The 14299-nt window shown below is 34.8% G+C and carries 16 protein-coding genes, 1 tRNA gene and 1 other annotated feature; of the genes, 6 read left to right on the top strand and 11 right to left on the bottom strand.

All coding sequences use genetic code 11. From position 1 onward, the window contains the following. Positions 1 to 45 precede the first annotated feature (45 nt). Positions 46 to 1119 carry an acyltransferase gene (locus LKACC16343_RS03835; protein WP_056954336.1) on the top strand — a complete coding sequence of 358 codons (1074 nt, stop codon included), beginning with the start codon at positions 46 to 48 and terminating at the stop codon, positions 1117 to 1119. 34 nt (positions 1120 to 1153) lie between these two features. On the opposite strand, the gene LKACC16343_RS03830 is transcribed toward LKACC16343_RS03835, so the two are convergent. Together LKACC16343_RS03830 and LKACC16343_RS03825 are read right to left on the bottom strand one after the other, a co-directional pair. After that, complete coding sequence (locus LKACC16343_RS03830) at positions 1154 to 3208, bottom strand: collagen-binding domain-containing protein (protein WP_056954334.1); 2055 nt, start codon at positions 3206 to 3208, stop codon at positions 1154 to 1156. A 133-nt stretch (positions 3209 to 3341) separates the two neighbouring features. Then, entirely contained in the window at positions 3342 to 4508 is a 1167-nt protein-coding gene (locus LKACC16343_RS03825) for an MFS transporter (protein WP_056954332.1), read from the bottom strand. Between the two features lie 195 nt (positions 4509 to 4703). On the opposite strand from LKACC16343_RS03825, the gene LKACC16343_RS03820 reads away from it, so the two are divergent. After that, the gene (locus LKACC16343_RS03820; RefSeq protein ID WP_056954330.1) at positions 4704 to 5060 is read left to right on the top strand and encodes a winged helix-turn-helix transcriptional regulator; all 357 of its coding nucleotides are present in this window, start codon (positions 4704 to 4706) and stop codon (positions 5058 to 5060) included. Here the strand turns inward: LKACC16343_RS03820 and LKACC16343_RS03815 are convergent, their stop codons facing one another. The 4 genes from LKACC16343_RS03815 to LKACC16343_RS03800 form a co-directional block, all read right to left on the bottom strand. Beyond that, on the bottom strand, positions 5061 to 5399 hold the full coding sequence (locus tag LKACC16343_RS03815) for a hypothetical protein (protein WP_056954328.1): 339 nt from the start codon (positions 5397 to 5399) through the stop codon (positions 5061 to 5063). 105 nt (positions 5400 to 5504) lie between these two features. Further along, positions 5505 to 6374, bottom strand: a complete 870-nt coding sequence (locus LKACC16343_RS03810) for a DegV family protein (RefSeq protein ID WP_056954326.1) — start codon at positions 6372 to 6374, stop codon at positions 5505 to 5507. Positions 6375 to 6610: 236 nt separating this feature from the next. Further along, positions 6611 to 6684, bottom strand: a tRNA-Thr gene (locus LKACC16343_RS03805). Between the two features lie 52 nt (positions 6685 to 6736). Next, complete coding sequence (locus LKACC16343_RS03800; RefSeq protein ID WP_056954324.1) at positions 6737 to 7258, bottom strand: HdeD family acid-resistance protein; 522 nt, start codon at positions 7256 to 7258, stop codon at positions 6737 to 6739. 121 nt (positions 7259 to 7379) lie between these two features. Here LKACC16343_RS03800 and LKACC16343_RS03795 point away from each other — a divergent pair, with 121 nt between their 5' ends. Next, positions 7380 to 8030, top strand: coding sequence for a metal-dependent transcriptional regulator (locus tag LKACC16343_RS03795; RefSeq protein WP_056954323.1), 651 nt, complete (start codon positions 7380 to 7382; stop codon positions 8028 to 8030). Positions 8031 to 8098: 68 nt separating this feature from the next. Here the strand turns inward: LKACC16343_RS03795 and LKACC16343_RS03790 are convergent, their stop codons facing one another. Further along, positions 8099 to 8611 carry a MerR family transcriptional regulator gene (locus LKACC16343_RS03790; protein WP_179207680.1) on the bottom strand — a complete coding sequence of 171 codons (513 nt, stop codon included), beginning with the start codon at positions 8609 to 8611 and terminating at the stop codon, positions 8099 to 8101. Between the two features lie 91 nt (positions 8612 to 8702). Here LKACC16343_RS03790 and LKACC16343_RS03785 point away from each other — a divergent pair, with 91 nt between their 5' ends. After that, positions 8703 to 9266 (top strand): sugar O-acetyltransferase, encoded by a 564-nt coding sequence (locus LKACC16343_RS03785; protein ID WP_056954321.1) that lies wholly within the window; start codon positions 8703 to 8705, stop codon positions 9264 to 9266. 37 nt (positions 9267 to 9303) lie between these two features. On the opposite strand, the gene LKACC16343_RS03780 is transcribed toward LKACC16343_RS03785, so the two are convergent. Genes LKACC16343_RS03780 through LKACC16343_RS03765 form a run of 4 tightly spaced genes read right to left on the bottom strand, consistent with a single transcriptional unit; the run spans position 9304 to position 12056 of the window. Next, complete coding sequence (locus LKACC16343_RS03780) at positions 9304 to 10104, bottom strand: DUF975 family protein (RefSeq protein ID WP_056954319.1); 801 nt, start codon at positions 10102 to 10104, stop codon at positions 9304 to 9306. Between the two features lie 57 nt (positions 10105 to 10161). Then, on the bottom strand, positions 10162 to 11094 hold the full coding sequence (locus LKACC16343_RS03775; RefSeq protein ID WP_056954317.1) for a DUF4097 family beta strand repeat-containing protein: 933 nt from the start codon (positions 11092 to 11094) through the stop codon (positions 10162 to 10164). Continuing rightward, a complete protein-coding gene (locus LKACC16343_RS03770; RefSeq protein ID WP_056954315.1) occupies positions 11087 to 11749 on the bottom strand; it encodes a DUF1700 domain-containing protein in 663 nt (220 codons plus the stop codon). Before LKACC16343_RS03770 ends, LKACC16343_RS03775 begins: the two co-directional genes overlap by 8 nt. Beyond that, positions 11742 to 12056: a PadR family transcriptional regulator gene (locus LKACC16343_RS03765; RefSeq protein WP_056954312.1), complete on the bottom strand. Its 315-nt coding sequence runs from the start codon at positions 12054 to 12056 to the stop codon at positions 11742 to 11744. The genes LKACC16343_RS03770 and LKACC16343_RS03765 overlap by 8 nt, the downstream gene beginning before the upstream one ends. 527 nt (positions 12057 to 12583) lie before the next feature. Beyond that, positions 12584 to 12805, top strand: a binding site (T-box leader). Between the two features lie 177 nt (positions 12806 to 12982). Between LKACC16343_RS03765 and LKACC16343_RS03760 the strand changes: the two genes are divergently transcribed. Then, positions 12983 to 13636 (top strand): amino acid ABC transporter permease, encoded by a 654-nt coding sequence (locus LKACC16343_RS03760; RefSeq protein WP_054642386.1) that lies wholly within the window; start codon positions 12983 to 12985, stop codon positions 13634 to 13636. Between the two features lie 10 nt (positions 13637 to 13646). Continuing rightward, on the top strand, positions 13647 to 14285 hold the full coding sequence (locus LKACC16343_RS03755; protein WP_056954310.1) for an amino acid ABC transporter ATP-binding protein: 639 nt from the start codon (positions 13647 to 13649) through the stop codon (positions 14283 to 14285). The last annotated feature ends 14 nt before the right edge of the window (positions 14286 to 14299 follow it).

Here is a 14299-nt window from a genome sequence, read left to right as displayed (position 1 = left end):
GTTTTACATTATTATGGAGAGAGCTACTTAGGGGAGAATCTGCTCATGGATAAAAAACAACGGATTTTTTATTTAGATTTTATTCGTGTCATCGCTATTCTTTTAGTTATATTCATACACGTATCAACGATTGACACCACTAAACATATTGGAACTACCGACTGGCAAATCATAAAAATGCTTAACTATTTTGCCCACATCAGCGTTCCTATTTTTTTTATGATTTCTGGTACTTTAATTCTCAATAGTCCAAAAACTTTGTCTTTAAAGTACACTTGGCAAAAAAGAATTCCTCGAATCGTCATCCCTTTTGTTATCTGGTCGATAATCTTACCAACTGTTATCAGTTTGACGTCTAATTTATTATCAACTAATGATGTTTGGGGACGATTGAAATTCATTCTCAACAAACCCACCATACCGGTTTTTTGGTTTATGTATCCTTTAATCGGCGTCTATATTTTGTCTCCGATCATTAAAACTTTCGTTGATAACGCTAGTCTTAAAATGTTATTTTACGTCACTAGTGTTTGGTTAGTTACCTGTTCATTATTACCATCAGTTAACGTTATGATGGGAAAAGATATGAAACATGTTTTCCAATTATCACCAGTTTCAAACTTTTTATTAATTGGCGGTTTTACTGGTTATTTCATTCTAGGATATTTATTGAGTCAAATGGATTTCAGAAATATCAGTAGTTTTGCTTTGTTAACTCTATTTATTGGAATTGGTACTTTCGGGAACTTCTTTTCCGAATCAGTTCCTAAAACCTTTGACACGAACAATAGTTACTATGTGACTTCTCTTTTCATTCCTATTATGTCGATTGCAGCTTTCATTTTGCTGCAGAAATGGGGGAACAGTATACGTTCTCGAGGAGTGATTAATTTCTTTGAAAGTTTAGCACCATTAGTTTTCGGAATTTATTTATTACATTATTTAGTCATATTTTTCATTGAACCTTGGTTTTTCAAAAATACCAATCTACGTGGTATCCCCGCAACTTTTCTACGTTATATTGTTGTGGTTTTTATTACTATAGTGATTATTCGAGTAGTCAGTTTCATTCCTGGCATTAATTACTTACTCACCGGCCATACGAGGTCAAAAAAATAGGCGATTTCCAATTGGAATCGTCTATTTTTGTACACTAGTTTTTCTTAGTTTTTGTCGTCTTTAATAAAAAACCAAAAATAATTAAGAAAACTCCTGCAATAGTTGCAAAGATGCTTGAAGCTTCACCAGTCTGTGGCAATGTTCCAGCTTCGTCAGATGTACCAGTAGCTGGTGTTTCTGAATCACCTTTGTTACCAGAAGTATTTGGCAATAAGCCCTCTTCAGCATTGTTTTCAGATTGACTACCTTCAGAACCACCATTGATTAGATTTTGGTTGCCATCTTCACCAGTTGTTGTTTCCTCAGAATCAGAATCTTCTTCCTCTTCTTTGTCAGTACCTGGAGTTACGCCATTATCTTCTTCACCAGGTTTTTCTTCGTCAGGTGTTCCACCGTTTTCATCAGTACCTGTGGTGTCATCTTCGTCTTCATTATTATTGTTATTTTCTTCAGGATTTTCAGGATCTGTAGAATTGTCGCCGTCGTTATCGTCGCCATCTTCATTTCCGTTGTTATCCTCATTATTGTTCTCGTCAGGATTCTCGGGGTCTGTGGTATCACCACCATTATCCTCGTTGTTATTTTCATCAGGTTCCTCGACTAGATTACCATCTTCATCGATATCCATTTCTTCTTCGTCAGGTTCTTCAATATTAGAACCATCATTCTCATCTGGCTTTTCTTCATCGGGTTCTTCTACTTCATTAGGGAACCAATCTACTTCACCAGGAATAACAACTGGTTTTTCAAACTCAGTTTCAATATCTGAGTTGTCCTGTAGATCCCATCTATGAGTTTCACCACCGGCAACATTAACCTTATCAGCAACTATATTTCCATCTAAGTTTTGATGAATATTTATAGTAGCGTCAGGTGCTAAGATACTACCTTGGAATGGACGATTAATTTCAATATCACCCGCATATTGATTGTCTTCTGCACTGCTATCATAGAAGTTCCATAATAAGTGATTATCGTCAAAGAATTCTGTTTCCTGATTTGGACGTTCAACATTGTTACTGCCGTCACCATGGTTATAAACCAATTTAATTTGTGAATTAACATTAAGTGGATTTACACCTTTTCCATCAACATTGATAATAACGGTTGTTCCACCCTTATCAGAAGACAATCCCGCAATAATTAAAGGAGTATCCATATCCAATACATCTGAATCAAGATCAATCACAATTTGATTATTGGTAGGTTCATAGTTTTCCAAATTGATAACACGCTGATTACGATCTGGAAAATCACTATTCTTTATACTTACAGTAGTATGACTGTTAGCTAAATCAGAAGAAGCTTGTTCTAGCTCTTCAAAGTATTCCTTGAAATCAATATACTTATTTGTACCCTTATCTTGGTAGATTTCATCGTTATCTAGATGATCAATCTTTGTTCCATTAACTGACGGATTACTACCATTCTCACCTAGCTTAATATCATTATCGGCACCAAAGATAACCTTATTCGATCTACTATCAGTTTTATTAACAAACGAACTATTTGCTAAATTATGAACATTCTCAACATATGAAATATCCTTATCCACTAATTTATCTTCAGTAACATTAGTACCAAAGTTAACATTGCCATATAGATTTCCAACAGCAACATTACCGTTAGTATGCACATTTAAGGTTGCTTCATTAGCAAAAATATGGAATTTAGATGCATATCCTAGTTTATTGTTAGCAACATCTGGAAAATCGTCAGAAATATGTCCACCATTTTGAACGGCTGCATTTTCAGATTGTGTGACTACACCACTAGTAGAACTTTGAGTAGCAACTGGAGCCTGAGCTGTAGCTGAGCTTTGAGCAGATGCAGTTTGTGTTGAATTTGTTGAATCTGCTGTTTTTGTAGTATCTTGCACTGTACTTTGTGTAACTGCTCCCTTAGCAGTTTGTGCATTATTACCACTAGTCTGGTTTTGATCAGCCTGATTACCAGTACTTTGGGCTGTAGCAGTTGTGCTATCTGAAGTGTCATCAGCACTTACAGTTGTAGCACTCATCCCTGTTAGCACTACCGCACTTATAGCAACGCACGACAAAGCCCATTTTTTCCCTTTTCTCATTAACATAATCAACTAAATCTCCCTCATTGAATTTAGAATAACCATTATTATCTAATAAAACTGGTAATAATTATATTTATATCGATTATTACGCTACTATTTTTTATTGTCAAATAGCGATTTATTTAATGAGAATTAATCATTTCTTCAGTCTTATAGTTTCGATTATCGCGATTCCCAAAGCCATGATAGAGATTATCCCTAATCCCGTAAATCCAATCTTAGAATACAGAATTGCTCCAATTAATGAACCTAAGGTTAGTCCCAAGTATAGAAATGAGCTATTAAAGGACATCACCGTCGAACGTTTATCTGGAACAACTCCCACAATGTAAGTTGTTAAGGCAGTTACACCCAATCCTTGAACCAAGGCCAATAATATAAGAAAAATTATTATTCCCCATAACTGATTTTGCCAAATCACCAATCCTAAAATGAAAATCATTGATAAGAAACCATTGATGATGACATCTTTCATCGCTCCTAATTTTGATAGCAAATGACCGCCGCAAAAACTGGCAATGAAATTACTTAATCCATAGACGATAAAGATATTGCCCGTTTGAGCTGTATTGAAATGAAAGTTCTGATTCAAAAAGGTACCTAAGAAGGTATAAATCAAATAAAAACCAAACATCCAAACCAAATTGATCGACAGAGATAATAAAGCTCTCCTTGATTTGACCAACGTTTGGAAACTAGCTAAGTATTTCAGTTTACCCTGATTTCCTTTTAGACTGGGAACGACTAATAACAGTACTCCGAAGGCCATCAATGTTAGTATTATCGAACCCCAAAAGGCCATATGCCAATTGGACAACTGCGATAATAATGTACCTAAAGGTACACCGATAGCAATCGACAACGATAATGCTGACATTGTAATTCCCATTACGATATTCAACTTTTTCCCTGTAAAGTAACTACCAACAGTTGCCCAGACATTAGGCATTGTCACTGCTGCACCAATACCGGCTACAGCTCTACCAAAATAAAAGATTCCGATATTAGTAGCTTGTGCACAGATAAAACTACCTATTAAAAAAATCAATAATCCAGTTATTAAAAGTTTACGTTTATTAAACTTGTCTCCTAAAGGTCCGAAAAACGGACTACCCACGGCATAACACAAAGCGTAAATAGTGACTGCCAATGCTGCCTGCGAAGTTGTTACTGCGTAATCTTTTTCAATAGCTGGCAGCAATGGTGAGATTATGAATGAATCGGCTCCAATAACGAAAACGACTAAGAATAAACCGATGACCAACAAAATATCTTTAGATTTATAAGTATCATTTTGTTTCATAATCAATACTTCTTTCTAAATTTTATAAAAATTATTCTTAAGCATCTGCAATATAAATCCATAAATAAAAAAGTACAATATGGGAATTTAATGATACTGAGTATCAAAAATTTCCCGTATTGCACTTTCAAAATATTAGGTTCTCAACTGTTCTGATGATACAATTCAGCTGAATTTAATTACTGGAGGTCGATTATGGTTGCTGCTGATATGAGTACTAGACATGGTGAACGTTGCCCTTTGGACAGTACTCTCAAGATTCTTGATGGCAAATGGAAGTCCATTATTCTTTGTCGATTAATGCAACAAAAAGAGATGCGTTACAGCGAAATTCTTCAAACCTTGTCTGGGTGTACAAGACGTATGCTCTCCTTACAATTGTCCCAACTTGAAGCTGACCACATTATAAAAAAAGAGATCGACACGTCGTTTGTCCCCACTAAAACCAGTTATCACTTAACTGAGCTGGGACAATCACTTGTGCCGATCATTAAAGAAATGGACATCTGGGGTCAAATGTACCTAGATACCCTGTATAAAAATAAAGAATAACTAAATTAATTTTTTGATGTCACGATTCAAAATCATTAATTGTGAACCACAGAAAATTAAAACCAAGCCGGTTAATAAAATATCGATTCCACTCAAAACAATCAGAACCGTATTCCACATATCTCTCATCATATTCAAGGAAAAATAAAGATAGACGATAATAATTGGAATAATAATAACGAGATAGATAACCGTATAAACGTAACTCTTGTTGAAAATTAGATTCAAATCTAAATTGAATTTTTGCGTCTTCATATCCATCACATGAAAATGACGATCAATTAAATAAATTAGTCCTAAAGGATAGAAACCTAGAAACAAAGTGTACAAAAGTTGCATGCATATTCTCCAATGTATTTGATAGCTTAACATTATCGACTTCAAGTAAATGGCGCAAGCAATTCTAGCAATACTTTTATTTAGTTAGATTATTTATGAATATACTTATTGTCTAGCTTGAGTTCCTAATGCAAAAACAGCTACACAACCGAATCCAGTGTGACTAGAAATCGTCATTCCGATTGGATTAATTTGAATATCAGCTTTAGGAACTTTATTAATAATATGTCGTTTTACTGTTTCGGCAGCTTCCCAGTCACCACTAGTTGTGATGATAATTGGTTGATCAGGATCACTTTGAATCGCTGTTACTATCTTCTCTGCCAAAGTTAACAGTGATTTTTTTCGTGTTCTAATTTTTGAAACAAAACGTAATTTTCCTGCAGGATCAACATCTAACAATGGCTTTACTTTAAGTAGTGTTCCCAAAGTAGCTGAAGCGCGAGAGATACGTCCACCATGATAAAGATAAGTTAGATTATCAACCGTGAACCACTGTTGCAAGCGTAACTTGTTTTGATCAAACCAAGCAACTAAATCATCTAAACTAGCTCCGCTTTTTTGTAATCTGATTGCTTCTAAAACCAAGCGTCCCTCACCACCACTGGCGGCCAGCGTATCCACAATACGAATATTAGCATCAGGGAAGTCTTCTAATAGGATTTCTCTAGCCTGGTTAGCACTGGACATTGAACCACTTAAACCACCAGAAAAGCCTACATAAACAATTGCCATTCCTTGCTCTACATATTTCTTGAAGAACTCCAAGTATTCCCCAACATTAACCTGCGTCGTTGATGGCAAAACTCCCGCCTTGATTTGTTCATAAAACTTGTCTAATGGATAACTCTTACCGAAGTCATTGATAAGTTCTTTTCCATCGATTTCTGTATGAAAGTAAATTGCCTTAACATTATTTTCTTCCAAAAACTTTGCTGGCAAATCACATTCTGAGTCAGTTAAAATTTGATACATTTTATGTCCCCCTATAAAGGTTCCTCTAAATTCATTCCATAATAATACCATTTATCAAAATAATATACATTGCTTCTATACTTCTATCTGAATTCATAATAACAGTAAAAACAAATTAAAAATGTCATTTTGAAATTCTTTTTCCCACCACGACTATTTGTGATGGCAGCAAAGCTTGGGCAAACAAAAAATACCTAAACGCTGTCATACCAGCACTTAGATATTTTCAAATTTCAAGCCGTCTATCGGATTTGAACCGACGACCCCCACCTTACCATGGTGATGCTCTACCTATCTGAGCTAAGACGGCAATACATCTTCTACATTTTATCAAATTTATATCATGTAGAAAATGCTTTTAATTAAAATGCTTCAATAATTTCAGCGATACCTGTGGCAAAAAAGAAGAATGCCAACATGAAGACGATGAATCCGCCTGCTAGTACTGGGTTAAATAATAGGATGATCGCAAACAATAGATTCAAGCAAGCCAAAATCACGATGAAGATGTAGTACTTTTTGCCGAAGAAATGATAGAAACGAGATGTCAATATTTGTAAAACGGCATCTAGTAAGAACCAAATAGCGAACATGTAAACAATTGCTACAACTCCAACTTGCACGTGGGCAACAAAAATAATACCGATAATAATATCAACAACTGCTCCAAAAATGGTCCATCCGCTTCTGACACCTAAGAATTTAGTCATTTGAGAACCGAACCATAATTGATAAACTCCTCGTAAAATTGCGAAGAATCCAAATAATACGGCAATAGTCGACAAACTTCTTAATGGATACCATGTTACTAAATATCCGGCGTACAACGAAATTAAACCAATAATAAAACCAAACCAATCAAAACGTTTCTTTGGTTGACTCATATTTGTACCTCCCTTCCAAATACCAACAATTATTTTAACATTAAGAGTTATCAAAGTTGAGTGATATGCGCTATAATAGAATGGCTAATAAAATTTTTAGGCTAAACGAAAGGTTGAAAAATTGTCACCTAACAAAGAAAACTATTTAAAAACTATCTATGAACTAAACTATGATTTCACGAAAATCACTAATAAGCGTATTTCTGAAATCATGAATGTTTCCGCTCCATCTGTTACAGAAATGTTGAATGCTCTATCAGGCGAAGGCTACTTAACTCATTCACCTTACAATAAGATTGTACTTACTCCTAAGGGGAATAAAGTTTCTGAAAAACTAGTTAAGACTCATCGTCTTTGGGAAGTATTTTTGAACAAATGCTTGAAATACCCTGTTGATAACGTTCACCATAACGCTGATGCTTTGGAACATTCTTCAGATGACGATTTAATCGAACACTTGAATGACTTCTTGGGTCATCCTCAACGTTGTCCACATGGTGGGATTATTCCTGGTAATGGTCAAGGTGAAACAGATGCCGATGACAAATTGTTGAGCATGATTCCAGATAATACTAAAGTTCAAATTGTCAGAGTTTCTGATAATTACGACTTCTTACAATACTTCGGTAGCTTGAATCTCGAAATTGATGATACAATTACCGTTCTTAAACATGAAAAATTTGATAATTCCCTTGTTGTTGAAAAAGATGACGGATCAAAATTGACTATCGGTGCTAAAGCCATTGATTACATTTTCGTGGAATTACGTTAATAATTTCGTATAAAAAAGGACGAGAAAACCAAATTTGGCTTCTCGTCCTTTTTGCGTTGAATCTTTAATTATCCTTTTGCCTGATTTTGTTCATCACGTTCAAGCTCAATCAATTCACTCAAGTCATGACACTTTTTCAGAGCTTGACGATACTGTTCATGAATATCAGGATCTACTCGTCTTCCATCACCAGAAGGTACCATATGAATATCTTCAGTTTTAGCTTCAACAGATGTCTTAAAATACCACATCTTATAATGAAGAAAATCTAATTGATCCTGGAGGGTTTGAATCTGTTCTTCTACTGTCGTCGCTTCTTTCTCCAATAACTCATAACGATCCATCAACGTAACGTCACCCTGCATACATAAATCAATGAAGTGATGTATTTCAGTAATCGTCATTCCACATTTTTTCATGCATTCAATCACTTGCAAAAAGTTCAGATCATTATCCTTAAAACTTCTTCTACCTGCACTATCACGATCAACAAATGGTAATAGTCCCTTACGATCATAAAAACGTAAAGTTGAAGCTGGCAAATTCATTTCTTCCGCCACGTCTCCAATTGAATATCTCACTTTCAATTCCCCCTTGACTTGAACCATAGTTTAACTAGTAGTATAGCAGATGAGAATATGAATTTAACCATTACTGAAAGGAACTTAAAAAATGGAGAAAACAGAAATGCAAAAGTTATTAGACGGCGAATGGTATCGCCTTACTGATCCCGAAATTGCTGGTCGAAAAACAAGTTCGGCAGCTTTGTGCCAAGAATTTAACGCCATCCCCGAAAACGAACCAGAAAAACAAACTGCTAAAGCTCGTGAAATCTTTGGTTCTGCAGGTAAAAATTTAACAGTACATAGTCGTCTAACGGTTGATTATGGTAAAAATATTCACGTTGGTGACAACTTCTTATCTAACTATAATTTAACCATCTTAGACATTGCACCAGTCAACATGGGAGATAACGTCTGGATTGGTCCTGATACTGACATCTATACTGTCAATCATCCTTTAACTGCAAAGGGACGCCAACAAAGATTAGGAATCGGTAAAACTGTCAATATCGGTAACGATGTTTGGATTGGCGGACATTGTACAATCTGTCCCGGAGTTACAATTGGCAATGGCGTAGTAGTCGCCGCAGGAGCAGTCGTTACAAAAGATATTCCTGATAACGTATTGGTCGGTGGTCTTCCAGCCAAAGTAATCAAAAAAATTGAGCAGTAAAAAAGAGAATCGGATAACCGATTCTCTCTTTTTTCTACTATTTTTGTGTTTGTTGATTATTTTCAACGATTTTCTTATAGAAGACAGCCATAACTAATTGTTCGTATGGTTGTAACCAAACAGATAATAATTCATGTGTCATCGCATTAAGAATTTCCCAGAAGAAAAATTCAAAAATGATTGAAAAGTAAGTCCACTTATAACCACGCATCACGATAGTACTACGACTAAAACTCGAAAATGCCATGCGTAACGACCATTTTCCTTGGTCAGCTTGATCATCTTTGAAAACCAAGAATGACTGAGAAAAGATCACCAAGAACCAAATTCCGGGAAGTACATAAAGCATGAAGCCAGCTTCCAAAAATAGTCCTAATAACGCCGTTATGAAAAGTAGTGGAAAGAAATATCTACCACTAAATGCTTGTAAACTATCCTTAATAGCATTGATTTGATAATCAGGGTTTCTCAACTTATCAATCAAAGCATATGAAACACCGGCACAAACCATCATAAAGAAGAAAAAGAAAGCATATACTGCAACATTACTTTGTGGTGTTAAATTCAACATATATTGTGATGCTGAACCTGGATCATTTGCCATACTCATTGAAATCTCTGACAGACGACGGCTAGCCTGTTCTGGATCAGCTAAATTAACATTTATATTAGCCATCCAAGTTGTATAAATTTTCATTCCAAAATACACTGCTAGAAATCTCAACAGAATCGGAACGATATTAAGTGCAACATTCCCCTTAATATCCTTTCTAAAAGCACGATGTGCTTCACGTCTGACCTCAAAAGCAGATATTCGATTGTAATTAGCGTTATTCATTAAAATCCCTCACATTAGATAACGCCATTATAACAAAGATGGATTAACTAGACTAATTTACTTTATCGTGATTGGCGCCTTGGTAGTCTTGACCATTAATAAATTATTGGCATCAACCTTGTTCTGATAGGTGTTGCCATATTTTTTATCGAAGTATCGAACATAACCATGCTCACTCGTTAGATTCATTCCCTCAACACTAATTCCTGAACCAACGAAGTGACCGGCACCAAACATTCTAAAATCATTATGGTTCATCAAAGTTGTTTTAGAAATAGAAATTTTACTGTGGTTATTCAAAGACTTCAACGTATCCAAATTAGATTGTTTGATACTCATTTTAGACTCATCCAAATTAAAACTAGATTTTAAAATAGTTGAACCAGTAACCATAATTTCTGAATATGCACTAGCAACTAAATTAGCATTAGAAATTTTACTATTCTTCATTGTTAATTTGGCATCATACAAATTCATCTTCTCAATATTATTGATTGTAGCATCATTCATGTAAACATTAGAATCATAATCTAAGTCTTTAGCTGACTTGATAAAATTATCTATCGTTACATCATTTATTTTAATATTTCCTTCAGCAAGACGGACATTTACGTTGTCCAATGACTTATTCATAGGAATAGTTATCGTTACATTATTGTCATCCAGCAAATCAACACCGACATGATTCTTTCTATCCTGGCCCGTAACCGTTAAAGTATTATTTTTAATCTTGTAACTAGGCTCTGAGCCCTTTTCACCATCGATACGAATCTTATAACGGTCACCTAAACGGAAAGTGACATTAGTATTTTTACCTTCTACATAAACGTTTTTAAAATTATCTAGAGGGTAAGTTTCATCAATTTTTTGAACAACTTTAAATCCGTGATTCCAGACAACTGTTTTGTTTCCACCCATAATAAAACCGCCGAGTAATAATAAACCACCAACTATTAATAAATAAAACCCCGTCACAAAATACTTACGCATTTTCTTTTTCCCCCTTCATTGGAGTCTTTCTACCGTGAAGTAACTTCTTACCCAACCAACGGAAGAAAATGACAACTACACTAAAGAACCACTTCAACAAAGCAATCGTAATAGGAATCAAGAAGAAATCGATTCCTAAAACTGCTAGTCCCCCACCAATGTAGAAAATGGCTGTGGGAAATGACTGAAAAATAACCGATAGACCAATAAAAATTGCTCCAATACCACTAACTACTGAAACAGCGACCATAAACAAGAATATCAAAACAAACAATATCGCTAATCCAATTATCAAAGCCAGCATTAATATCACTACGAACGCAATTGGCAAAGCAATTGGTGATGCCATCAATGCTAACAAAACTAAACCAATCATCGTTAAATTCTTTTTAAAACGATCATTATTTGAAATATGTCCATTATCAATATTTTGATAATTCTGTTCTGACATTTTAATTGAGTAGTCCGCTAAAACCTTACGAGCCAAATTTTTAGGCGTTCCCAATTCATTAATAATTGCATCAGATGTACTCAATTTAGCATCAATTATATATTCTCGATAAAATTCAATCACATCTTGTTGTTCAGTCTCACTTAATTGATGCAGATATATTTTAAACTCATCAATATAAGAATCCATTGCTCTATTATTCATTATTCCCCTCCAAGATAGTATCAGTTGCCGTTTTTAATTCCTGCCAATTATTTCTGATTCTATCCAGTTGATCTCTACCTAAATCAGTAATTTTATAATAACGACGATTCCTACCTTCATAAGCCTCGTCATAAGTACTCAGCCAACCTTCTTTTTTTAACCGACGCAAAATCGGATACATGGTTGATTCAGAAATAGGAAATACCGTTTGGACTTTCCTAGTAATCGCGTACCCATAATAATCTTCACTTGTAAGCAGAGCTAAAACAGAACCCTCAAGTATCTCAGTTGAAACTTGAATTGCCATATTATCTCCTCATTTCTATCATACTATATGCCGTATAATATCGTTCAATCAATAATATTATTATAAAAAATAGTATAAGTCAATTTACCCCTTCATTTTGGATGATATAACATGCCGTCTTCCACAGAAAATTTTATTCTTTATTCCAATTAGTTTAGAAATCAGAAAGAATATCTATTAAGAATTCAATCAATCCATAGGAAATAAATTTGAATTTTTTCGAATAGATACTGTTATTTTTACTTTAAACATTTAGTAGACTGAATTGAAATAGAAACTCCAACTAATCCAGAACAACAATTAGGAATGCATTCAACCATGATATTATTGTTAATGGCTTTGCCATTTACAATAAGGCCGATCTTGGAGATCCATAATTTTGTCTACGGACAAAATTATTAGCTTCAAGTCGTGCCCATGGTGTTCCAATGCATTCCCAATTGTTGTGGAGGATGGCATATTTAACTTAAAAAACTTGACAATCTTTTTTCTACGTCGTACGATTATTGCAACATTTTAAAACAAATCTAAAAACGACGACAGAAGAGTAACTGAGCTAATTAGTCCAGAGAGTTAACATTGGTGCGAAGTTAACCTAATCCTCAGTGAAACACATCTGTAAGTTGAATGACTGAAACAAGTAAGTCATTTCGGTAGCACCGTTACAGCTGAAGTTATTGTAACTTCATGAGTCTAATATCGTGAGATATTAGAAATCAGAGGTGGTACCGCGAATATTCGCCCTCTTGGTCCTTTTGGATCAAGAGGTTTTTTTATTTGGGATAACCCTTATTTAGTGACAATAACTTCTTGAGGTTAATATCGTGAGGTATTAACAAATTAAGGTGGAACCACGTTAAAAACGTCCTTTAGCAAATTTGCTGAAGGACGTTTTTTTATGTCTTTAGTTAAAGGGGAAAAAGATTATGATGAATTATATTTTTGAAATTTTACCATCGCTTTTGAGCGGTACAGCCATGACTTTAAAAGTTTTCTTTTGGACATTGATTTGTTCACTACCACTAGGAGTTTTAGTTTCTCTGGGTCGTAGTTCAAAATTCAAACCACTAAGTTGGTTAGTTTCCTTCTACATCTGGGTTATGCGTGGAACACCTTTGCTACTACAACTAATTTTTGTTTTCTATGGCTTGCCTAATATGCCATTTGCTCATATCGTTTTTGAAAGATATGATGCCGCACTGTTTGCCTTCATTCTCAATTACACAGCTTATTTTGCTGAAATTTTCCGTGGTGGTTTCAGTACTGTCAGCAAAGGTCAGTTTGAAGGTGCTAAAGTTTTAGGCCTCAATTATTGGCAAACATTGAGAAAAATTATTATCCCACAAGTAGTTAAAATTGTACTGCCATCAATTGGTAACGAGGTTATCAATTTAGTTAAGGATTCATCCTTAGTTTACGTCATCGGTTTAGGCGATCTACTTCGTGCCGGAAACATTGCTAGTTCAAGAGACGTAACACTTCTACCATTAGTCTTGGTTGGTATCATTTACTTACTATTGACCTTGATCTGCACTTGGTTGTTAAAAGTTTTAGAAAAACATTTCAGTTATTACCGTTAGGAGAAAAATTATGTTGAAGTTAGAAAATATTACTAAAAGTTTTGATGGTAAAACCATCTTAGATAATTTAAACCTTGAAGTTAAAGACAACTCAATTCTCAGCATCGTTGGTCCTAGTGGTGCCGGTAAAACAACTCTTTTACGTTGTATTGCTGGTTTGGAAAAAGTTGATTCTGGAACTTTCATGCTCAATGACAAACCATTTGATCCTTTCGATGAATCAGTTAAAGAACGAGTTATTGGTGTCGTTTTCCAAGACTTCAATCTTTTCCCTCACTTATCAGTTATGGAAAACATATCTCTAGCACCTAAATTAGTTTTGAAACAAGATAAAACAATGGTGCAAAAGAATGTGGATAAGCTTTTGGAACAATTAGGTCTTACTTCTTTGAAGAATCAATATCCTTTTGAATTATCAGGTGGTCAAAAACAACGTGTTGCTATTGCTAGAGCTTTGGCAATGCAACCACAAATCCTTTGTTACGACGAACCAACTTCAGCACTTGATCCTAGTTTACGTGATACTGTAGCCCAAGTTATTTTGGATCTGAAAAAGACTGGCATCACACAAATCGTCATCACCCATGATCCCGATTTTGCCAAAAAGATTGCTGATCAATTACTAGAAGTTAAACCAATCAATGATTAATCTCTGGGGGAATA

The organism is Companilactobacillus bobalius, from assembly GCF_002179915.1.
GTDB lineage: Bacteria > Bacillota > Bacilli > Lactobacillales > Lactobacillaceae > Companilactobacillus > Companilactobacillus bobalius.
The sequence above is the reverse complement of the archived record's forward strand: the minus strand, read 5'-3'. Positions and strand labels throughout refer to the sequence as shown.